Source organism: Streptomyces sp. NPDC001514 (assembly GCF_053597075.1).
The window spans coordinates 1-20,307 of sequence record NZ_JBSFHO010000054.1 but is presented as its reverse complement, the minus strand read 5'-3'; the positions used below and the strand labels follow the sequence as shown (position 1 = coordinate 20,307).

The window sequence follows — 20,307 nt, the reverse complement described above, 5'->3', positions numbered from 1 at the left end:
CATGACAAACCTCGGGGTGGCGCTCCCCGAGTGGTGGTGACGGGCGACTTGGCGAAGTCGCCCGGTGAGGCGGCCCGGCAGGCCGCCTTCTCACTTTCGCTCCGAATCCGGAGATCCCCGTCGCGTGACCGTGGCGACGATCCGACGGGTGATCCGGTGGCGGCGCGGCGCGCCTCCACCCGTGCCGAAGCGTGTGAGTTCGGTGCGCCGGCAGGACGGCGACCGGCAAGCGGAGCACAAGCCCGAGCACGAGCCCCGGTCATCGAAACCCCCTCAGCGTCACACCAATCTCCCGGCCTCACGCCAAACCTCACGGTGCACAGACTATCCTTAAACCAATCAGTCTGAGGGTGAGTCTTTGGAGTGTATCCAGTGACATGGTTTGCGGAGCAGGTTTGGCCAACACAGCCTGGTGTGAAGTCTGGTGTGGAGGAGCGACAGGCCCGGACCATCCCCTCGTACAAGCCGGGTCCGCTCCGTGGCCGCCGGATCCGGCTGTCGGCGGAACTTGCCGCGGAGGTCGCCGATGTCGACCGGTTGGTGCGCTCCTTCAACGATTCCCAACCCAACGGCCCCCGCTTGGCAGCCCTGGCCCGGTTCCTGCTCCGATCGGAGGCCGTGGCGTCCTCACGCATTGAGGGAGTGGTGGCCTCGGCCCGATCGATCGCTCACCTCGAACTGAACCTTGCCACCAATGCCGACGGAGCCTCACGCGCCCACCACTACATCGGGGACGGCACGCGTGAGGTGGTGAACAATGCCCTGGCGCTCCGCACCGCCGTCTCGACTCTGGCGGAGGCGCCGACCGTGACGGTGGACGACATCAGTGGTCTGCAGGCCGTCCTGATGGCGGAAACCGAGCGGCACGAGACCTCCGGGCTGCTCAGAACCGGGCAGAGCTGGGCGGGCGGCGCCTGTCATGACCCGCAAGGAGCGACCTACGGTCCGCCCGCGCCCGAGGCAGTCGCTCCGCTCATGCACGATCTCGCCGCGTTCATCTCCGAAGCGCACCCCCTGCCCCTTGTCCAGGCAGCCCTGGCTCACGCGCAGTTCGCGACCATCCACCCGTACGAGAACGGCAACGGCCGCACCGGGCGGGCCCTGATCCACACGGCCCTCGCGCGGCACGGCCTGACCGCCGGCCGCGTCCTGCCGATCTCCATGGCACTGCTGGCCCATGCGCGCGAATACGCCGCAGGACTCAGCGCCTACCGATGCGTCGGCGATCCCGAGAGCCCGGCGGCCGCGGCAGGAGTGGATGCGTGGATCCGGGTCTTTCTGGCCGGCACGCGTGACGCGGTCGCCGAGGCGCGGCGCTTCACCGACGAGCTGGCCCTGATGCGCCGTACCTGGCACGCCAAGCTCGCGCACCACAGGGAGAGCCAGGGGCGCCGCGGGCACCCCCGCAGGGGCGCGGCAGTGGCCGCACTGATGGAGCAGCTTCCGGGCGCACCGATCATCACGGCCAGGGCGGCGCAGGCACTCCTGGGCATCTCGTTCGTCTCGGCCTCGAACGCCCTGGAGGAACTGGCGGGAGCCGGAGTCGTGCAGGTGAAGGAAGTGGAGCGCGGCGCGCGAGCCTTCTTGGCCACCGACGTACTCGACTTGACCGGCAGGTCCGAGCGGCACCTGAACACGAAGTGGGATCTCCCCGAACTCGACGCCTGGGCCTGACCGCCCGCCTGGCGCACCCGTCCGCTCCGGCACGGCCACCCACGGGGCTTCCACTACGAGGGAGGTGTGCTGGGAGCGGGAGAACGCCTCACGACCTCTCCCCTCTCCGGATTCACAGACGTGCGGCGGCAGTTCTGGTCAGCAGCTTCGAGCGGAGGTACGCGGAGTACGCACGGGTCTTCTGCTCGACGAAGGCCCCGGTGCCAATGGCCGGGCTGGAACTGACTTCCAGCACGTACCACTGCCGGGTGAGCCGGTCCTGCACCAGATTGACCCCGGCGATCTCGCACTCCATCAGTTCGGCAGCCCGCACGGCCATTCGCAGAACGTCGGGCTCAAATGTCTCGACGTCGAACAGCGTCGCGTGCCCGCCCTGTTCCGTATTGGTGAGGTGCGAACCGTCGGTGCTGCAGCGGTGCATGAGGATCGGCACGTCCCTGCCGAAGACCAGGGTCCGGAAGGTCCCGTTGTGGGGAATGAACTGCTGCGCGAGGAAGGCGACCTTCGCGTGAGCGGGGTCCTCGACGTACCGCAGAAAATCGATCTCGGTCTCGATGAGGAAGTTCAGCCGCCCGCCCCCGGTGTTCATCGCCTTCAGCACGAAGGGCAGGCCGAGCCGGTTCGCGAGATCCTCGAACGAGTCGTTCAGCAGCCGCCGTGGAAGATGGACCGTGGCGGGCACCGGCAGCCCGTCCTGGGCGAGGACCATCAGCTGGTAGAGCTTGGTCGGCGCGTTGACCGCCGCCGCGTTGACCGCCGGCCGCCGCCGGTGCTTCAAGTACGCGGAAATGCAACCCAGCAGCGTCGCCGTCGGGCGGGGATACGACGCGATCTGTACCAGCCCGAACTCCGCCAGGTCCCGGCTTCCGACGGTCTCGTACACGCGAGTGCGGCCTGTCTCGACGGAGAACGCGATGTCCTCGATCCCACGGAAGACGGGAGTCACCTCGTCCCCGAGCTCCAGGCCGGCGGAGACCGCGCAGCCGGCCTGGAACACCTCACCGTTGACGACGAGAAGATCCCGACGACGATTTACCTCCTCCGGGTCAGCCACGCCTACTGGCCACCCTTCTGCTGGAAACCGGCGACCCACTCCTGGGGGTTCTCGATCTCGTTGAGGAGGTCCTCGACAGCGTCCATCATCCTGGCGGCCTCCGCCGAGACCTCCGAACCGCTCGCTGCGGTCTGCTCCCCGGCCTCTGCTGACGCAGCGTCCTCGCGGGAGTCCTCCTGACGGCGGTGCCCTGCCTGATGCTGCATGACTCAGCTCCCTGTCCCTGAGATGAAGGCGGCCGGCCACAGCGCGGCCACGGCGGTCCACCGGTACTACGGGTGGCCGTGAGAACGAGTTCATGCGCGGCTTCGGCTTCGAGCCAGTCGACCGCGGCGCGAAGTTGTCGAACTGGCCCGGTTGACCAGCAAGCGGGTACAGGCCGCCGAGTCCGAAAGCCAGGGCCAACGGACAACGTAGGTGTGTACTTGACGTGTCTCAGTGAAGGTGGACCAGTGTGAGCCTGTGACCTGGGTAGTTCAGTTTGAGTGAGACGTCACGAGCTAGACCGTCTCACTCAACGTGAGCTGTCGAGCGTGAGCATCCATGCGCTTGATCAGGGTTGCGTCCCTGGAGATGGTGTACGGGTTCGACCTGATCCGGGGGTTTGCTCCGGCTTCTGGCTGATGCCCGCATAGATGAACGGCCACCGGCTGATCTTCGAGATGTCGAAGCTCGAAGGAGATCAGCACGATGACCGCACCCGACAGTGTGCCCCTGCATGCCCTCGCCGAGGACAACCTCGCCGCGGCGAGTCCCGATCTGCTGCGCGCGATGGTCAAGACGTTCGCCGACGCGCTCATGTCCGCGGAGGCCGACGCCCTCTGCGGCGCCGAATACGGCCAGGTCAGCGACGATCGCGTCAACCACCGCAACGGCTACCGCCCGCGCGAGTGGGACACCAGGGCCGGCACGGTCGAACTGGCCATCCCCAAGCTGCGCCAGGGCAGTTACTTCCCGCACTGGCTCCTCGAACGGCGCCGCCGGGCCGAACAGGCCCTCATCTCGGTGGTCGCCACCGCCTACCTGCTCGGCGTCTCCACTCGCCGGGTCGAGAAGCTCGCGGAGTCCCTGGGAGTCACCCAGTTGTCGAAGTCCCAGGTCAGTGCGATGGCGAAGCACCTGGACGAGCAGGTCGCCGCCTTCCGCAACCGGCCGCTCGACGCCGGGCCTTACGCGTTCGTCTGGGTGGACGCGCTGACCCAGAAGGTCCGCGAGGGCGGCCGCATCATCAACGTCCACGCCCTGATCGCGGTCGGCGTGAATGCCGACGGCCACCGCGAGATCCTCGGCATCGACGTCGCCACCGCCGAGGACGGCGCCGGCTGGCTCGCCTTCCTGCGCTCGCTGATCGCCCGCGGCCTGTCCGGCGTCCAGCTCGTCGTCTCCGACGCCCACACCGGCCTGGTCGCCGCGATCGGCGCCGTCCTGCCGGGCGCCTCTTGGCAGCGATGCCGCACCCACTACGCCCGCAACCTGCTGAGCCAGGTTCCGAAGTCGGCCCAGCCATGGGTGGCCACGCTGCTGCGGACCGTCTTCGAACAGCCTGATGCCGACGCCGTCCGAGCCCAGATGCGGCACGTCCTGGACGCCCTTGAGGCCAAGTTTCCCAAGGCCGCAGCCCACTTGGACGCCGCCCAGCACGACCTGCTGGCGTTCACCGCCTTCCCGCGCGAGATCTGGCGGCAGATCTGGTCGAACAATCCGCAGGAGCGGCTGAACAAGGAAATCAGGCGTCGCACCGACGTGGTCGGCATCTTCCCCGACCGCACCGCCCTGATCCGCCTGGTCGGCGCAGTGCTGGCCGAGCAGAACGACGAGTGGACCGAGGCCCGCCGCTACATGGGCCGAGAACTCCTCGCCAAGGCCCGCCTCCACCCGATCGAGTCAGAAACCGACGACACAGCCCTGCCCACCGAACTCACCGCATAGCCTCAAAACGAGATCACCGAGCGGCCGTCGATACACCACTCCAGCGGACGTGACTGTCCCGTCTCATTAGATCTTGCAGAGACCGGGCCGCTGACCTGCGGGCTGACAGGTTGAGTCGAGACTCAGGACAGGTGGAACAAGGAGTCTCGGGAGGGCCGGGGACGGAGGCGAGTGCTCGTCTCACCGATCATGGCGAGGGAGGGCCGCCCTGAGCTGGACTCCGTCAGGATGGTGAGACTCCTGGTCCCATGATTCGCAGTGAAGGTGGCAGTTTCTGGACCACGCTGATGACCAACTTCGTGACTGAGGGCTGGCAGCACCAATTCCGTCGAGACTGGTCAGGAAGGCGACGAATCAGGTTCGTCCCATTTCCAGCCGGTTTCGGGGAACTGCTCGAGCAGGGCGGAGAGCGACATCGCCTGATGGATGGCGGATGACCAGTCCTGAGCGGAGACGTCGAGCAGGACCAGCGGCGGGGGTGTCTGCCGGAAGTCGTAGGTGAGCATTTCGCGGCTTCCGTCCCCGCCGATGACGACGCTCCCGGGGAAACGCTTCTGGAACTCGCCGGCCTCATTGACTTCGATGAGCTCTGCGATGGCGTTGATCATCAGGAAGTCGTCCGCAGGAAGGATGAACTGGTTCATGCTCCCTTCCGTGGCCAGGAAGTGTCGATAGTCCGCGGGGAATCGAACGCCGAAGTGGCGCTCGGCCTGCACGATCTTGTCGTCGTTCGAACTCATGGTGCCCATTCTGTCAAGGCCGGGGCGGCCCTGCCCGCACGAGGGTCGTAGCAGAGAAAAGTTGCTGCGGGGCGATGCCGAGCCGGTGTGCTGCCTCGGCCGGTAACTGGGGGTGGTCTCGCCAATAGGGCGCAGAGAACAGGCCGGTGAGAACGACGGCTTCCGGGTAGGTGGCCAGCTCGATCCGGGCCTCGGAGGGACGGAGGGGATCACCGAACGGGTCCTCGCCCAGCACGTCGAGTCGTTGGTTCCAGCGTTGCCGTAGGGACTCATCGCTGCTCTCGCTGTTGAACCACCTGGTCAGGCGGTCACGGGCCTCGGTGTAGGCCAGCGCGGTGGAGGGATGGGCGCCTCGCCGGACGATCCGCTGGTGCCGGAGGTTGGCCCGCAGGACCTCGGGCAGCCGTGTCAGGTCGTGCTGTTCATCGCCGAGGAGCCAGCGGTGATGCCGGTGGCAGACGCCTTCGTGGTGGGGCGTGCTGCGGACGACGAGACCGCGGATGTGCCGACGGGCCATGCAGAGGCGGCAGCCGGGGCGGCGCCGCGGTTCGACGACATCCTCGGTGGCGGACGACGGGAGCCGCCGGACCGGGTCGCCGATCCAGCCGAGCGGCGGCATCGCGCGGATCAGGGTGGACGTGCTCCGACCGGTCAGCACGGCGAGCCGGGAGAGCCCGGCTGGGGTCCAGTAGCCGACTCGGTTGTCGACGCGGCGGTGCTTCCGCGACGGACCGATCAGAGAGGAAAGGTAGCCGATGGTGAGGTGGTTGGCGTCGGCGAGCCGGTTCAGGTAGGAGCCGATGGTCTCGCGATGAACGGGCGGCGGCGCGAGCGGCAGGGTCCGCAGCCCGGCGGTCACGCGATGCGCGTTTCGCTGCGGATCCGTCGCCGGCGGGCGCGAGGGACGCTCTGCCGTTCCGCGCCCTCGTCCAGGTTGACCCGTTCCAGCGAGGCTTTGGTGATCTTCTCGCTGCCGTCGAGGATGGCGTCCAGGGCGGCCTCGCGGACGAGGTGGGACAGGCTGCCGATCATGCCGCCAGTGCGGTCGTGCAGGTAGGCACTCAGCTTCAGCAAGGTGCTCGGTCGGTGGGCGTGCAGTCGCAAGGATTCCTCCAGCGTCGCCACGAGCGATCGCCAGGAGTCGCGCTGATCACCGGTCTTGTGGCGGAAAGGGCTGGTGGGGATGAGGGTGTAGCGGCTGGCGATCTGGCCGCCCCGGCGGCCGGCGAACAGTCCGGTGCCCTCGACGTCGACTCCGGCCAGGACGAAGGTCGCCGGGATGCGTTCGGACAGGTACTTGATCTGGTCGGATGCCTCGGCACCGACCCGCGTACCGATGTCGAGATTGTGGAGCTCGTCGATGAGTACGAGTCGGCAGCCGAGGGTGCAGAGCAGGTCACAGACCTTGTTGGTGACCTCGACCTGGCTGAAGCGGGACGGCAGCGGCAGGCCGATGAACCGGGCGAACTCGATGGCCAGCATCTTCGGGGTGGCAGCGGGCGGGACGGTGACGTAGACGACCGGCAACGAGTCCGGCAGGACCTCGCCACGCTGTCGCCCGAGCTGTTCGAAGTTCTTGCCCAGCTGGGTGATGGCGGTGGTCTTCCCGGTCCCGGCGGGTCCCGAGACGATCAGTCCGCGGCGGGCGGAGTGCTGGTGCCGGTTGAGCAGGATGCGCTTGCGGCCGGTCGCGGCGACGTGGCGGATCGTCGGGGTGGAGACGATGACGAGTTGCGCGTGGTAGTCCTCCCTGGCCTGGTCGTAGGCGGTCCGTTCTGCTTCGGTGAGCCGTTGCAGGGCCGCCGGCGGCAGGACGGCCGGCGGAGTGGTGGTCTCCGCGACGAAGACGGCCCAGCCCTCCTTGCTCGTCAGCGGATGGTCGACGTCCTCGGGGTCAAAGAAGTACGTCACCAGCGGCTTCCGTCGGTGAAGGCGTCGAACACGCCGAACGGGATGACCTGAGCGATGTCTTCTTCGCCTTCCGGCTCCTCGTCCGTCTCCGGCTCGGGTTCGTGCCGGGCCTGCGGCAGGGCCTGGACGGCTGTCGCCGCTTTGGTGCGGGCGGCGATGCGGCGGTCCGGGCCGTTTCCGGCGCGGGTCAGCAGGTCGTCGATGACAGCGGCGATGGCGTCCTCTTCGGTGTCATCGGCTCCCTTGGCGGCCAGCACGGCTCTGGCATGGCGCCAGGTGAAGTCGGCGAACGGCGCGGAGACCGTGCCGAGCCGGGTCCAGGGAACGGTAATCCAGCCGCCGGCCCGGGTGTCGCGTACCCAGACGTGGGAGAGGTCGTAGGGGTCGTGGTGGACCTCCCAGAGGTTGCCCTTGGTGTCCACTCCGGACAGCTGGCGCCGGTAAGGGCCCAGTTCCCGGCAGTCGTAGGTGCGGTAATCGAGCGTGATGCCGTAGTCGTTGATCTTCCGCCACTCCGCCGGCAGCAGCTCGATGTAGTCGTCACCGCTGAGACAGACCGGCAGGTAGCCGGTGCGGGAGACGAGCATGGCGTAGACCTCGTTCGGCGAGAGTGCCTTGCCCGGCAGGAACGGACTGCGCAGAGAGTCATGGGGGCGGGTCTGCCACCGGGCGACGGCCCATTCGTGGAAGAGATCGGCGAGTTCCGCGATCGTCCAGACGGCCTGGACGTCGCGGCCGCGCCGGGTGGTGTCGGAGCCGACGTAGCCGGCGACGTGCTGGCAGAACAGGGTGTTGATGGACTCGAACGTCCGCTCCACGACGCCCTTGTCCGTCGGAGTGGCCGGCCGCGCGGGCTGGACGGAGATTCCCAGCGAACGGCAGGCCGCGACGAACGTGTCCGAGATGAAGACCTTGCCCCGGTCCACGGTGATCGTGTCCGGGACGATCACCGGACGTGCCGCAGCGTGCTCCAGGCGGGCATCGACACTCATCAACCGGGCGTGCGGGACCAGTGAGGCTGACATCCGCAGGGCGTCCGACCAGCCGGGCCGCATCGGTTCCGGCACCAGCATGCGTGCCAGCAGCAGCGCGGCGTCCACGGCCTTCGTCCCGGCCGGACGCAGGATCGCCGCGCAGATGGTGCGGGAGGCGACATCCACCGCGATCGTCAACTCGACCCGGCCCGTCACGCCGTCGTCCAAGACGGCCAGCACGTCCAGCGGGGTGGTGTCGATCTGCACCACCTCGCCGGGCCGGGCGGCCAGCGTCGGGGTGAACGGAGACTCCGGCCGCCCGGCCAAAGAACGCCGGGTCGTTGCCGCCCCAAAGCTGTGGCGTCCTTCGGACATCGACTTGAGCAGCCGGAAGTACGTGGCCCGCGACGGCAGCGGGACCGTGCCCTCCCCGTGCCGCTCGGCGACCAGCTTCTCGGCCTGCCGAATCACACGGGTGCGGGTTCCCGTCGACGAATCCTCCTGCGTGGCCAAGACCTCCAGCACCGCCTCGACCAGACGTCCGTCCACCCGCCCGGTGCCCGGTGCCATGGACAGCCTGGTAGCCCGGCGGTCCACCAGGCCCCACAACCCCTCGTCCCGCCACTTCGACCTCAACCGGAACAGCGTCCGTTCCGACACCTCGGTGCCCGACGCGGTCAGCTCGGCTGCCTTGGCCACCAGTCGTTCGTTCACGGTCCGCCACTGCGGGTCGTACTCGGGCCGGGGAACCGTTCCCTTGGGTGCATCCGGCGGGAGCCCGGTCTCTGCCTCGATCAGGTGCTTCTCGAAGAACCGGGCCTTGCGCAGGGCCACTTCGGGAACCGTGTCCAGCAGGCCGAAGGGCGGCAGTCCTGGTGTGGGGGTCGTGGAGTCCAGCAGCTCGAACCCGTCCGATGCCATCAGGTGGGCGAACATCACCATGCTCGCGGTGTTGTGCTCGTCGACCAGACGGACGGTCGTGCCCGACAGGCCCACCACCGTTTGGACCCGCTCCTCGAACCGGACCCGGTCGCCCACCCGCAGCACACCCCGCGGCCGCTCGTGCTCCGGCATCAACCCTCCACCGGGCAGACCAGGGAGTAATCGCCCAAGAGACGCGACAGATCCGTTCCAAGGCGCCCGCACCACAGCAGATGGAAGACGACCGGCAGCACCCGGATCGGGTCTCCGACCTGGGCAGCTTGCCCCACCAGGGGGCCGGGAACCGCGAAGGCGGCCTCCACGGCCTCCGTCAACCCGGCCCTGCCGAAGCGCGGATGGCGGAACCCGGCGAGCCACCGCAGGTTCGCCACCCGCACCCGGTCGATCTCTCCCACGAGCCGGTAGTCCCACCCCACCGCCTCGCACGCAGCCCGCGTACCGGCGAACTTGGCCAGGTCCCGCGGCTTGCGTCGGCCCTCCGGCCGGCAGTCCACCACGACAGCCGAGCCATCGGCTCGACGCGCGAAGTAGTCCGGCGCGTGCGACAGCCGTCCCCCCTCCGCCGACGTCCAGAACAGCCAGAACGGCTGCGACGAGAACCCGGCTACACACGGGTCGAAATCCATCGAGATCGCGTGATCCCGCTCCAGCCACGACTCGAACCCCACATGCCGCAGCATCGTGGCCGCCCAGTACAAGCCCGGAAAGTGCCGCTGCCCCCGGTACGACGGGAACTCCCGCACCGGAACGACCTCCTCGAAGGCCACCTCAACCACGTTCCTCAGCGGCCGGCGCACCTCGACGCCCTCCCGGACCCAGGCCACGTCGAAACCGGCCGCCCTGTCCCTGCCGCTCAGCGGCTCCCCCTCATCGTCCACACCAGGACGATGTCCACTGGATTGCGACAAGCCACGTACAACGAGACAAGAGCCACCCCAAAGCGGGACGTGGTCTCACTCAAACCTGTCTCGGCCTTCGTCCCGCAAGGTCGGCGCACAGATCAATGCGACAAGCCACGGTTCGATGCGACGGGACAGTGACCTCGACAGATGGCCAAGGTTGACTGAGACAGACAACCAGATGGTTCAGATAGACCGAGACTGGCTCACCTTCAGCGAGACACGTCAGTACTGACGAACAGGAAAAAATGGGCGTCTCTGGAGAAACGCGAAGCCCAGGAAGGCCCCTCAGAGCGCCGAACTCCACAAGGGCGGTGTTAGATCGATCCAGGACCGCCCGACCGGCCGCCTGCAGGCCGCACAGCCGCTTTTCATCAGCCGAGGTGGCGTCAAAAGGAGCCCGTGGCCCGGGAACCGGCGCTGTCTTTGATGATCCGCGGCGTCCTCGTCCGTACCGTCGACGACTCCGGCCTCCTCATGGAGGCGGGCGAAGCCGTGGCCGCCGCCGCGCTGATCGCGGCGCAGTGCCCCGGCGGCGAGCCCGTCGACGTGCCGTATGGCCCCAGGGCCTCCATGCCCGGCTTTCCGCCCGACCTTCGCGAGCTGGCCGACGAGGCCCTCGCCCGGATCGTCGACGACGAGTCCGGGCCGGACTCGAAGTGGGTCGACCCGGCTGGCCGAAGGCGCTGGCGCGGACGATCCACCGTCTCCGCGCCGTACTCGCTCCGCCGTCGCCCACCATCCCGCTCCTCGACATCGAAGCATGACCCAGCGGTACTCGGCACCGTCGCTGCCGCGGCCCTGCTGACCGCAGGCCACACCACCAGTGCCGACACAGCTCACGCGGTGCCGGATTCCACGGGCGACACTGGCCGGACCACGGTGCTGCCCGTTCCGCCTGCCGACGCGAACCTGCGTGCCGCGGCGGCCTCTTCGTCCGTGTCGCCGTATGCACGGTCCACGCACCAGTCGACCGGCGTCAGCGCCCAGCTCAACGGCCTGCTCAGGCAACTGCTGCGGCAGAAGGAAGGGCGGGACGCCGAACCATCGGCCTGTGTCATCGACGCCCAGAGCGACAAGACCTCCACCAGCGTCCCCGCCTCCAGCCAGGGCCTCGACGCCGGAAAGAAGATCGTCGGGAGGAAGCGGAGCGTCGTCACCGACGCGACTCCTGCTGGCCGTGCTGGTCACCGTAGCAAGCCACCTCATGGCCCGCCGCCCCACTGGCGAGAACACCATCTCCCGGTGCGACCCGACACCCCAGACCAAACAGCAGATTCCGCGACGTAACAATGGGAGAAAGCAACCCCTGAGCGCAGTATGGCTCACTCATGCCATGCTGCGGCAGCCGCCGATCATTACCCGGTAATGGCCGCCTCAGCCCGCCGCCGACCCCGCCCTCGTCATTGCCGGGTAATAACGCTCAGGCCGTGCAGAGCAAGCGCAGACTGCCAGGTGTCGTGGATCCGCAGGTTGGGGGAGAGGGGCCGCAGGGCACGGTCGACCAGCTCGTTCGTATAAAGCCAGCGGGGGGCCTCCAGCGTCGGCCGGCACCTCCGCATCAAGCCGCCGCCCCCGCCCACTGTCCTCACTGCGGCCACACCAGCCGCTACCCGCCACCTTCGTCGCATCCCCTCGCCAGGACGAGCGGGCCTGCCTCGGGCAGCGTCGCAGCCGCCCGAGGCAGCGCAGGATCTTCCCAGTCTGCGGCGTACGCGATATGTGCGCCATCCGTACGGTATATGGAATAGGTGTGGTCCGGAGGTGCTCCATGTCTGAGTTGTTCGACGCGTTTGGACGCGCTGCTCGCGTCCCGTGCTCCCAGACCGAGTCCTCGCCCCAATACATCCACCGGCCGGGCAGTGGGTTGGGCCCGTCCCGGCCCGCGTGCCACACGACGAAGGCGATCACCGCCACCAGCGGGGTGACGGCCAGAACGGCCAGCCTGTCACGCGCCCGCGTCTCCCGAGGCCAGTAGCGGAACGCCCCGAGTCGACAGGGCTCGGCCGACCAGCCAGGCCGCCACCACCAGGACGTAGACCAGACCGGCGATGAACGGCAGGAACACCACTGCCAGGAGGGTGCGGCCCAGCACGTCGCCCTTGTCCTGTCGGAACATGCCCGCACCCACGTCGTCGCGACCGGTATACCCGTCCCGCCGCCGGTGACACCGCGGCGGAAGGGCGGCACCGCGCGCAGGTGCGCGCCCCGAAGGCCGCGTATGCCTGTCAGTCCAGGACCGCGGTGGCCTCGATCTCGACCAGATGCTCGGGTACGTCCAGCGCCGCGACACCCAGCAGTGTGGCCGGCGGCACCGGCGTGACACCCAGTCGGGCGGCGGCGCGGGTGATTCCCTCCATCAGTGAGGGCATCTTGTCAGGTGTCCAGTCGACGACGTGGACGTTCAGCTTCGCTACATTGGCGAAGCTGCCGCCGGCTTCCGCGAGGGCCGTGCCGATGTTGAGATAGCACTGCTCGACCTGTGCGGCGAGGTCTCCCTCACCGACGGTGACGCCTTCCGCGTCCCAGGCCACCTGCCCGGCGACGAAGACCAGCTTCGTGCCCGTCGCGATCGCCACCTGCCGGTAGGCGCCGATCTCCGGCAGACCCTCGGGGTTCATCAGTGTGATGGCCATACTGCAGCCTCCTCGGTCGGGTGGCCCTCGACACTCTTCCGCCGAGAACCGCACAGTCACTTGTGGTTACCCAGAAACCGTAGGAGAGTGTCCGCTGATAAGGAAGAACGCACTTTTCCGTGACTAGGGAACCTGATGGGAACCAGACAGTTCAACGGCTCGGCAGAGGACGCAGACCTGAGGCGCGCGGACTCCCTGGCGCGGGAGATCTTCTCGGACGTCGCCAACAAATGGGCCCTCCTGATCATCGAAGCCGTGGGGGACGACACCCGGCGCTTCAGCGAACTGCGCGACGCCGTCCAGGGCATCAGCCACAAGATGCTCACCCAGAACCTGCGGATGCTGGAGCGCTACGGCCTCATCGAACGGACCGTCCATCCCACCATGCCGCCGCGGGTCGAGTACACCCTCACCGAACCGGGCCAAGCCCTGCGCGTCACCATCGACGGCCTGTGCGCCTGGACCCACCGGTACCTGGGCGACATCGAGGCCTCCCGACACCGCTTCGAGGCCGGGACGGGTGGTGACGAAGGGTGACGACCGTCGTCGGCATGGTGTGCGACCACGGGGAGCGCGGTCCGAGCCTGGAGATGGCGCTGACCCGAATCCGCCGAACCGCCCCGAGGGCGCGGCTGGTTCTGCTCTCCGCGGTCCTGCCCAATGGCGGTGACATCGCCCACTGGCTGGACCCCGCCGCCCAAGGGGCGAACCACGCGAAGTTCGACTGGTCGCCGTCCCAGCTGCGCACCGGCGTGTTCTCCTGGTGGGGCCAGGAGACGCACGGCAGAGCGGCGGCATCCAGTACGGCACCGCCAGCGGAGTCGACTTCTTCGTACCGAAGGTGTTGACCCGTCATCTGGCTCGAACCCGGCTGTTCCCGCGCGACGCCAAGGACATCACGGCCGCGCTGGCACTGCACTTCGAACGGCTCGGACCGGTGCTGATCTCCGCGACGCAGCCAGGTCACGCGGAGGCCGCCGCGCCGCGCCCTGCAAACGGCGCTGAAGAAGACTGGGAACTCCGTGCTCGGAGCAGATTCCACCAGTGACGAGCAACTGCGGAAGCTGAGCGAACAGCGCTTGGCGCTCTGGACAAGGATCACCGAGCACCTCGGTGGGGAGCACGAGCTCGCCACGATGGTGCTGCCGGGCTTCACCTACCGGTACGGCGCCATCCCGCAGGCCGTCCGCCACCTGCTCGAGCGTGCCTACCGCGACGGCGTATGCGAGTACTGTGCGCCACCAGCACCGCCTCCCAGGGCATGAACCTCCCCTTCAAGACCGTCCTGGTGCACAGCACGTGGCGCGATAAGGAGCAGAGCGGCGTCCGGGAGTTCTGGAACACCGCGGGCCGTCCCTCTCTGACAGCCTTGGCTGAGACGCCCGCTTTGCCGGGTCAGGCTGGAAGGGCGAGACAGGAGTACACCCCGGCATGGCCAGCACCCCCCGTAGCTCCGGATCGGATCCGGCGCCCCGCCCGAAGCGGCGGACCTTCTCCGCGCAGTACAAGCTGCGGATCGTTGCCGAGTACGACGCCGCCCCGACCGGGGAGAAGGGTGCGATCCTGCGGCGTGAGCGGCTGTACCACTCGCACGTGATCGAGTGTGGCGCCAGGCCCGCGACACCGGCGCCCTGGACGCCCTGACCGACCAGCGGACCTCTCCGGTCCGGCCGAAGAAGGCGGCCGAGCAGGCCGAGCTGGAGCGACTGCGCAAGAAGGTCGCCCGGCTGGAGAAGGACCTGGCCCGCCGGGACGCGGCCCTCGAAGTCATGGGAAAAGCCAACGCGCTCTTGGAACTACTCTCCGAGAGCGCGGACTGAAGCACGCCGCCGCACCGCTGATCGACGAAGCTTTCGCGGGTGTCCAGGGGCAGTTGGGGACCACGGCGGCCTGCCGGCTGACCGGACGCTCGCGTGCCACCCACTACCGCCACCTCAGCCCGAAACCGAAGCCCGCACCGCCCCCAAGACCCACGCCCGCCTCGGCCCTCTCACCGGCCGAGCGGGCCGCGATCCTGGCACTGCTGAACAGGCCGCAGTACGCCGACCTGCCACCCGCCCAGGTCTGGGCACGTGAGCTGGACGCCGGGAACTACTGGTGTTCACAGCGGACGATGTACCGGATCCTGTCCGCCGCGGGCCAGAACGGCGAACGCCGCCGCCAGGCCACCCACCCGAGCTGCCCGGCCCGAAGGCGACGACTCCCGGCTGGGGGCTCCGGGTCGTCGAGGGGCAGGACGCCCTCTACGCGGTCGAGCCTGGACAGCTATCGGAGGAGGAAGAGGTCAAGAACGGCCTGCGGGCGCTCTATTGGAGCACGGACGGTGGCCGCAGCTGGACGCGCGTGTGGACGTATCGCCCCGGACAGGAGCCCTTGTCCATACTCGGGGACCCCGTGGTCGCCATGGACGGGAGCCTGACGATACATGGTGAGCGCGGTGTCTACCGCAGCACGGACGGCGGTCGCAGCTTCCGCAGGACAGCCGGCACCGGCCAGCCCGGAGCGCCGCATCGGACCCCGATCGGCTATCTCGGCACCGGCCCCGGCCAGGGCTCGTACGCGGTCTCCGCCGATGGCATCCAGTGGCGCAACTTCACCCTTGGAAGCTGAAGGCCTGACGCCACCACGGTCGGGGGCCGGGGAGTGCGCGGGGTCCCGGACCAGTGTGCAACCGTGCAACCAGGCGCGGGCACGGCTGTCATCTCTATGAGAGGTGGAGGGGAGCTGATGGGTGCTGTACGGATTTTGCTGCCAGTGCCGCGGATGCTGGCCGGGGTCAGCGTGCGGCGGGTGGACTTTGCTCGGGCGGCGTTGCTTGCGCCGCCTGACGCCTGGGCGGGTGATGATGGTGCAACGGCCGGCGGTGCAGCGGCTGGTATGGGCCGAGGAGGCCGTCGCCGTGTGCCGCGCCCTCGTCACCGGCGGGGCGCCCCCGCCAGAGTCACCGGGATGGCCTGGCGCGTGCACTGGGCCTGTACGCCACCGGGCTGCTCGTGACCGGCAGGTCTCGGGAGGCGCTCGCCGCGGCGGATGAGTCCCTGGCTGTCCCCGGCGCCCGTATGTCCCCGACGCAGAGCGCCTACGCCCTCTTCGTCCGCGCGCTGGCCTTGATGGGGGTGAATCTTCGTCGTCAGCCCACCGGGAACGCCCCCAGGACCTCATCCGGGCGAGGAGCGGCGGGGCCATTTCGTTTGCCTGGCACCCGAGGGGCACGCTTGCGGGCCCCGGCCACATGCTGGTGGGCACGGCAGACGGTGGAATCCACGCCCCGGTCTGCAGGGCCCGCAGGAGCGTCTCCCAGGTGCCATCCGCCGAACATCGGCGGTGACGGTCGTACACCGTCTGTCACTTCCCGAACCGCGACGGCAGATCACGCCAGGGGATCCCCGTCCGGAGACGAAACAGGGTCCCGTTGATCACTCTGCGATGGCACTTCCACCGTCCGCCACGACCGACGTCCTTCGGCAAATAGCGTCAGGTCGTCACCAGACCCGTCAGACACCACCTGGCGCGCCCTCGAGCCTTGCTCGACACCCACGCGCCGAGCAACTCGCCAGGGCAATCGATAAGGGCCCGCCACCGGTCACGTCTGCTGGAGTGGTGTATCGACGGCCACTCGGTGATCTCGTTTTGAGGCTATGCGGTGAGTTCGGTGGGCAGGGCTGTGTCGTCGGTTTCTGACTCGATCGGGTGGAGGCGGGCCTTGGCGAGGAGTTCTCGGCCCATGTAGCGGCGGGCCTCGGTCCACTCGTCGTTCTGCTCGGCCAGCACCGCGCCGACCAGGCGGATCAGGGCGGTGCGGTCGGGGAAGATCCCGACCACGTCGGTGCGACGCCTGATTTCCTTGTTCAGCCGCTTCTGCGGATTGTTCGACCAGATCTGCCGCCAGATCTCGCGCGGGAAGGCGGTGAACGCCAGCAGGTCGTGCTGGGCGGCGTCCAAGTGGGCTGCGGCCTTGGGAAACTTGGCCTCAAGGGCGTCCAGGACGTGCCGCATCTGAGCCTGGACGGCGTCGGCATCAGGCTGTTCGAAGACGGTCCGCAGCAGCGTGGCCACCCATGGCTGGGCCGACTTCGGAACCTGGCTCAGCAGGTTGCGGGCGTAGTGGGTGCGGCATCGCTGCCAAGAGGCGCCCGGCAGGACGGCGCCGATCGCGGCGACCAGGCCGGTGTGGGCGTCGGAGACGACGAGCTGGACGCCGGACAGGCCGCGGGCGATCAGCGAGCGCAGGAAGGCGAGCCAGCCGGCGCCGTCCTCGGCGGTGGCGACGTCGATGCCGAGGATCTCGCGGTGGCCGTCGGCGTTGACGCCGACCGCGATCAGGGCGTGGACGTTGATGATGCGGCCGCCCTCGCGGACCTTCTGGGTGAGCGCGTCCACCCAGACGAATGCGTAAGGCCCGGCGTCGAGCGGCCGGTTGCGGAAGGCGGCGACCTGCTCGTCCAGGTGCTTCGCCATCGCACTGACCTGGGACTTCGACAACTGGGTGACTCCCAGGGACTCCGCGAGCTTCTCGACCCGGCGAGTGGAGACGCCGAGCAGGTAGGCGGTGGCGACCACCGAGATGAGGGCCTGTTCGGCCCGGCGGCGCCGTTCGAGGAGCCAGTGCGGGAAGTAACTGCCCTGGCGCAGCTTGGGGATGGCCAGTTCGACCGTGCCGGCCCTGGTGTCCCACTCGCGCGGGCGGTAGCCGTTGCGGTGGTTGACGCGTTCGTCGCTGACCTGGCCGTATTCGGCATTGCAGAGGGCGTCGGCCTCCGCGGACATGAGCGCGTCGGCGAACGTCTTGACCATCGCGCGCAGCAGATCGGGACTCGCCGCGGCGAGGTTGTCCTCGGCGAGGGCATGCAGGGGCACACTGTCGGGTGCGGTCATCGTGCTGATCTCCTTCGAGCTTCGACATCTCGAAGATCAGCCGGTGGCCGTTCATCTATGCGGGCATCAACCAGAAGCCGGAGCAAACCCCCGGATCAGGTCGAACCCGTACACCATCTCCAGGGACGCAACCCCGCCACCAAGGCGGTGACAACAAGCCTGCCCTGGTGACAACTATCGTGCTTCGGGTGCGACACGAGGTCGCTCCCTGTGAGTGAGTAAGACCCAACGAAGGGGGAGAAAACCTGGTCGAACTCCGAGTCTGTATCCGGACTCGTCCCCGCGCTCACATGCGTCGTTGGCAACGGCGGGGTGTGGAGCTGAGCGTTCAAGCCCAAGGGCACCCCGGCCATCGGAGAGCCACAGGCGAGGGGAAGGCTGGACGGGCGAACGAGAGTGAACCCCTTGATGAAGCTCCGTGACGATAAGACTGCGCGATGGCATACGGACGGCAGTCACAGGACCCAGTGCTGCGAGGCACCAGGCGAACCTGGATCCGAAGTCCAGGCAACGGATACCGCTGGTCCCGGAGTTGAGGGGGCGCCCACCCCAGCCGCATCTCAAGGGTGCGGAACGTGGCAACCCCGTCGAGGTCCAGACAGCACGGCCGTCTGGTAGGCCGACCGCAAGGGAGGCTCAACTCCTCGGCGGGCGAAGGAAGACCCAAGAAGCGAACGCCGGTAGGCCGAAAGGCCAGGGGAAACCCGGGACCGCTGGAACCTTCGTCCAGCCCGGAACAACCTGCCGGATACGGGCCCCGGTGGCCCGGCCCGAAAGGGAGCCCACGTGGGTCTGGTGAGCCTGTGAAGGCTCTCTGCAAGGACGTCAGAACCGATGGACAAGTTAGGTACTGGGGGCGCGAAGTGGGGGCAGCGGTCACGGCCGGTCTCTCGGCGGCCGTGGTGAACGGACCTGAGGACGGAACCCTCGACTGGCACGGCATCGGCTGGGCCGAGTGTGAGGACAACGTACGGCGGCTGCGGCAGAGGATCTTCAAGGCGACGCAGGCCGGGGATCTGAAGAAGGTCCGCAACCTGCAGAAGCTCATGCTGCGAAGCCGCAGCAACACGCTGGTCAGCGTGAAGCGAGTGACGCAGTTGAGTGGTGGCCGCGAGACCGCCGGCATCGACGGGGAACGAGCCCTGACCCCTCAGGCGAGGGGCAGGCTGGCGGCCGAGATCCATCGGTCGTCGAAGCCCTGGAGAGCCCGGCCGGTCAAGCGAGTGTTCATCCCGAAGGTGAACGGAAAGCAGCGGCCGCTCGGTATCCCGGTCATCCGTGACCGGGTACTCCAGGCGCGCGTGAAAAACGCGCTGGAGCCCGAGTGGGAGTCACGGTTCGAGCCGAGGTCGTACGGCTTCCGGCCGGGCCGCAGCTGCCAGGACGCGATCACAGCGATCTTCTGGACGGTGAAGGGCAAGGCCCCGAAGCGTCTATGGGTGCTGGACGCGGACCTGGCAGCGGCGTTTGACCGCATCGACCACGACCACCTGATGGCCTCCGTCGGACAGTTCCCCGCCAGGGACCTGATCCGGGACTGGCTGAAGGCCGGTGTGGTCGACCGCGGCCGGTTCGCACCGACCGATGAGGGAACTCCTCAGGGCGGTGTGATCAGCCCGTTGCTGCTGAACATCGCTCTTCACGGGATGGAAGAGGCCGCCGGGTGCGAATACAAGGTGGTCCGGCCTGGGCGCGAGCCCGGCGCGGCACCGGGCACTCCGGTGCTGGTGAGGTATGCCGACGATTTCGTCGTGCTCTGCCACGACGAGGACGAGGCGAACCGGGTCAGATCCCGGCTGGAGGACTGGCTGGAGCCGAGGGGTCTTCGCTTCAACGACGAGAAGACCAAGATCATCCCCCTCTCCGAGGGGTTTGACTTCCTGGGGTTCACGGTCCGCCGGACAGGCGGGAAGCTGATCACCAAACCGAGCACGGCGGCCTGCAAGAGGCTCCGGGCGCGGCTGCGGACCGAGGTGAAGGCCCTGCACGGGGCCAACGCCGAGGCAGTCCTGCGCAGGCTCGTCCCGATCGTTCGCGGTTGGGCGGCCTACTACCGGGCGGTGGCGTCCACGACGACCTTCGCGTCGTTGGACCATTACCTGTGGGGCCTGCTCCAGCGCTGGGGCAGGCGTCGCCACCGGAAGAAGTCGGGGCACTGGGTCGTGGACCGGTACTTCGGCAGGTTCCACCCGTCCAGGAACGACAGGTGGGTGTTCGGCGACCGCGACAGCGGGGCCTTCCTCCCCAAGTTCTCCTGGACCGGCATCGTCCGCCACTACCCGGTCAAGGGCGCGGCGTCTCTGGACGACCCCGCCCTGGCCGAATACTGGCGGGAGCGCCGTCGCCGGAAGACGCCGCCGCCGATGGACAAGACCAGTCTCGTCCTGGCGGTGCGGCAGCGGGGACTATGCCCCCTCTGCAAGCAGGCGTTGATTGCCGGGGCCGACGGGACGACGGCGCGGAACTGAGCACTTCAGTTGGCGGAACTCGCCAGGTACGGCGCTCGGGGCACCGGGGCGTGGTCCTGCCGGTGTCGACGCGCTCGCGACGCGAGCTCGACCTGTTGGGCAAGACGCCACTAGCTTGATCTTTAACGTCCGGCGTCGAATGGTGCGTCGAACTTGATCACTCGGTTCGGTATCCGGCGTACACGGAAGCGGCCTTCGTCTGAAC

General features: G+C 68.3%; 19 protein-coding genes and 3 pseudogenes. 11 read left to right on the top strand and 11 right to left on the bottom strand.

Annotated features, from left to right (window positions below; all coding sequences use genetic code 11):
• Nucleotides 1-426: 426 nt before the first annotated feature.
• Entirely contained in the window at nucleotides 427-1,674 is a 1,248-nt protein-coding gene (locus ACWCXB_RS34965; protein ID WP_450728262.1) for a Fic family protein, read from the top strand.
• Nucleotides 1,675-1,786: 112 nt separating this feature from the next.
• Here the strand turns inward: ACWCXB_RS34965 and ACWCXB_RS34960 are convergent, their stop codons facing one another.
• A complete protein-coding gene (locus ACWCXB_RS34960; RefSeq protein ID WP_450728260.1) occupies nucleotides 1,787-2,728 on the bottom strand; it encodes an ATP-grasp domain-containing protein in 942 nt (313 codons plus the stop codon).
• Nucleotides 2,729-2,730: 2 nt separating this feature from the next.
• Entirely contained in the window at nucleotides 2,731-2,934 is a 204-nt protein-coding gene (locus ACWCXB_RS34955) for a ubiquitin-like protein Pup (protein ID WP_450728258.1), read from the bottom strand.
• Nucleotides 2,935-3,418: 484 nt separating this feature from the next.
• Here ACWCXB_RS34955 and ACWCXB_RS34950 point away from each other — a divergent pair, with 484 nt between their 5' ends.
• Nucleotides 3,419-4,657 carry an IS256 family transposase gene (locus tag ACWCXB_RS34950; RefSeq protein WP_450728256.1) on the top strand — a complete coding sequence of 413 codons (1,239 nt, stop codon included), beginning with the start codon at nucleotides 3,419-3,421 and terminating at the stop codon, nucleotides 4,655-4,657.
• Nucleotides 4,658-4,995: 338 nt separating this feature from the next.
• Here the strand turns inward: ACWCXB_RS34950 and ACWCXB_RS34945 are convergent, their stop codons facing one another.
• The 5 genes from ACWCXB_RS34945 to ACWCXB_RS34925 are packed head-to-tail and all read right to left on the bottom strand — an operon-like array spanning nucleotide 4,996 to nucleotide 10,102.
• Complete coding sequence (locus ACWCXB_RS34945; protein WP_450728254.1) at nucleotides 4,996-5,397, bottom strand: SMI1/KNR4 family protein; 402 nt, start codon at nucleotides 5,395-5,397, stop codon at nucleotides 4,996-4,998.
• Between the two features lie 13 nt (nucleotides 5,398-5,410).
• A complete protein-coding gene (locus ACWCXB_RS34940; protein ID WP_450728252.1) occupies nucleotides 5,411-6,256 on the bottom strand; it encodes a TniQ family protein in 846 nt (281 codons plus the stop codon).
• Complete coding sequence (locus ACWCXB_RS34935) at nucleotides 6,253-7,308, bottom strand: TniB family NTP-binding protein (RefSeq protein WP_450728250.1); 1,056 nt, start codon at nucleotides 7,306-7,308, stop codon at nucleotides 6,253-6,255. Before ACWCXB_RS34935 ends, ACWCXB_RS34940 begins: the two co-directional genes overlap by 4 nt.
• Entirely contained in the window at nucleotides 7,305-9,356 is a 2,052-nt protein-coding gene (locus ACWCXB_RS34930) for a Mu transposase C-terminal domain-containing protein (protein ID WP_450728248.1), read from the bottom strand. Before ACWCXB_RS34930 ends, ACWCXB_RS34935 begins: the two co-directional genes overlap by 4 nt.
• Nucleotides 9,356-10,102, bottom strand: a complete 747-nt coding sequence (locus ACWCXB_RS34925; RefSeq protein ID WP_450728246.1) for a TnsA-like heteromeric transposase endonuclease subunit — start codon at nucleotides 10,100-10,102, stop codon at nucleotides 9,356-9,358. The genes ACWCXB_RS34930 and ACWCXB_RS34925 overlap by 1 nt, the downstream gene beginning before the upstream one ends.
• Nucleotides 10,103-10,552: 450 nt before the next feature.
• On the opposite strand from ACWCXB_RS34925, the pseudogene ACWCXB_RS34920 reads away from it, so the two are divergent.
• Both ACWCXB_RS34920 and ACWCXB_RS34915 read left to right on the top strand, forming a co-directional pair.
• Nucleotides 10,553-10,756: pseudogene (locus ACWCXB_RS34920) on the top strand (DUF4259 domain-containing protein); the annotation flags it as partial.
• A 342-nt stretch (nucleotides 10,757-11,098) separates the two neighbouring features.
• A pseudogene (locus ACWCXB_RS34915) lies at nucleotides 11,099-11,324 on the top strand (IS5 family transposase); the annotation flags it as partial.
• A gap of 747 nt (nucleotides 11,325-12,071) precedes the next feature.
• Here ACWCXB_RS34915 and ACWCXB_RS34910 read toward each other — a convergent pair.
• Both ACWCXB_RS34910 and ACWCXB_RS34905 read right to left on the bottom strand, forming a co-directional pair.
• On the bottom strand, nucleotides 12,072-12,242 hold the full coding sequence (locus ACWCXB_RS34910) for a hypothetical protein (protein WP_450728244.1): 171 nt from the start codon (nucleotides 12,240-12,242) through the stop codon (nucleotides 12,072-12,074).
• A gap of 109 nt (nucleotides 12,243-12,351) precedes the next feature.
• The gene (locus ACWCXB_RS34905) at nucleotides 12,352-12,759 is read right to left on the bottom strand and encodes a RidA family protein (protein WP_450728242.1); all 408 of its coding nucleotides are present in this window, start codon (nucleotides 12,757-12,759) and stop codon (nucleotides 12,352-12,354) included.
• A 135-nt stretch (nucleotides 12,760-12,894) separates the two neighbouring features.
• On the opposite strand from ACWCXB_RS34905, the gene ACWCXB_RS34900 reads away from it, so the two are divergent.
• The 6 genes from ACWCXB_RS34900 (at nucleotide 12,895) to ACWCXB_RS34875 (ending at nucleotide 15,369) form a co-directional block, all read left to right on the top strand.
• Nucleotides 12,895-13,296 carry a winged helix-turn-helix transcriptional regulator gene (locus tag ACWCXB_RS34900; RefSeq protein WP_450728240.1) on the top strand — a complete coding sequence of 134 codons (402 nt, stop codon included), beginning with the start codon at nucleotides 12,895-12,897 and terminating at the stop codon, nucleotides 13,294-13,296.
• Nucleotides 13,293-13,607: a hypothetical protein gene (locus tag ACWCXB_RS34895; RefSeq protein WP_450728238.1), complete on the top strand. Its 315-nt coding sequence runs from the start codon at nucleotides 13,293-13,295 to the stop codon at nucleotides 13,605-13,607. The genes ACWCXB_RS34900 and ACWCXB_RS34895 overlap by 4 nt, the downstream gene beginning before the upstream one ends.
• Nucleotides 13,608-13,781: 174 nt before the next feature.
• A complete protein-coding gene (locus tag ACWCXB_RS34890) occupies nucleotides 13,782-14,024 on the top strand; it encodes a hypothetical protein (protein ID WP_450728236.1) in 243 nt (80 codons plus the stop codon).
• A gap of 166 nt (nucleotides 14,025-14,190) precedes the next feature.
• Nucleotides 14,191-14,403: a hypothetical protein gene (locus ACWCXB_RS34885; RefSeq protein ID WP_450728234.1), complete on the top strand. Its 213-nt coding sequence runs from the start codon at nucleotides 14,191-14,193 to the stop codon at nucleotides 14,401-14,403.
• Complete coding sequence (locus ACWCXB_RS34880) at nucleotides 14,361-14,579, top strand: hypothetical protein (protein ID WP_450728232.1); 219 nt, start codon at nucleotides 14,361-14,363, stop codon at nucleotides 14,577-14,579. Before ACWCXB_RS34885 ends, ACWCXB_RS34880 begins: the two co-directional genes overlap by 43 nt.
• Nucleotides 14,580-14,856: 277 nt before the next feature.
• Nucleotides 14,857-15,369 (top strand): hypothetical protein, encoded by a 513-nt coding sequence (locus ACWCXB_RS34875; protein WP_450728230.1) that lies wholly within the window; start codon nucleotides 14,857-14,859, stop codon nucleotides 15,367-15,369.
• A 506-nt stretch (nucleotides 15,370-15,875) separates the two neighbouring features.
• On the opposite strand, the pseudogene ACWCXB_RS34870 reads toward ACWCXB_RS34875, so the two are convergent.
• Nucleotides 15,876-16,227 (bottom strand): annotated as a pseudogene (locus tag ACWCXB_RS34870) (transposase); the annotation flags it as partial.
• A gap of 168 nt (nucleotides 16,228-16,395) precedes the next feature.
• Nucleotides 16,396-17,634 carry an IS256 family transposase gene (locus tag ACWCXB_RS34865; RefSeq protein WP_450728228.1) on the bottom strand — a complete coding sequence of 413 codons (1,239 nt, stop codon included), beginning with the start codon at nucleotides 17,632-17,634 and terminating at the stop codon, nucleotides 16,396-16,398.
• Nucleotides 17,635-18,437: 803 nt separating this feature from the next.
• Here ACWCXB_RS34865 and ltrA point away from each other — a divergent pair.
• Nucleotides 18,438-20,102 carry a group II intron reverse transcriptase/maturase gene (gene ltrA, locus ACWCXB_RS34860; protein ID WP_450728226.1) on the top strand — a complete coding sequence of 555 codons (1,665 nt, stop codon included), beginning with the start codon at nucleotides 18,438-18,440 and terminating at the stop codon, nucleotides 20,100-20,102.
• Nucleotides 20,103-20,307: the final 205 nt, after the last annotated feature.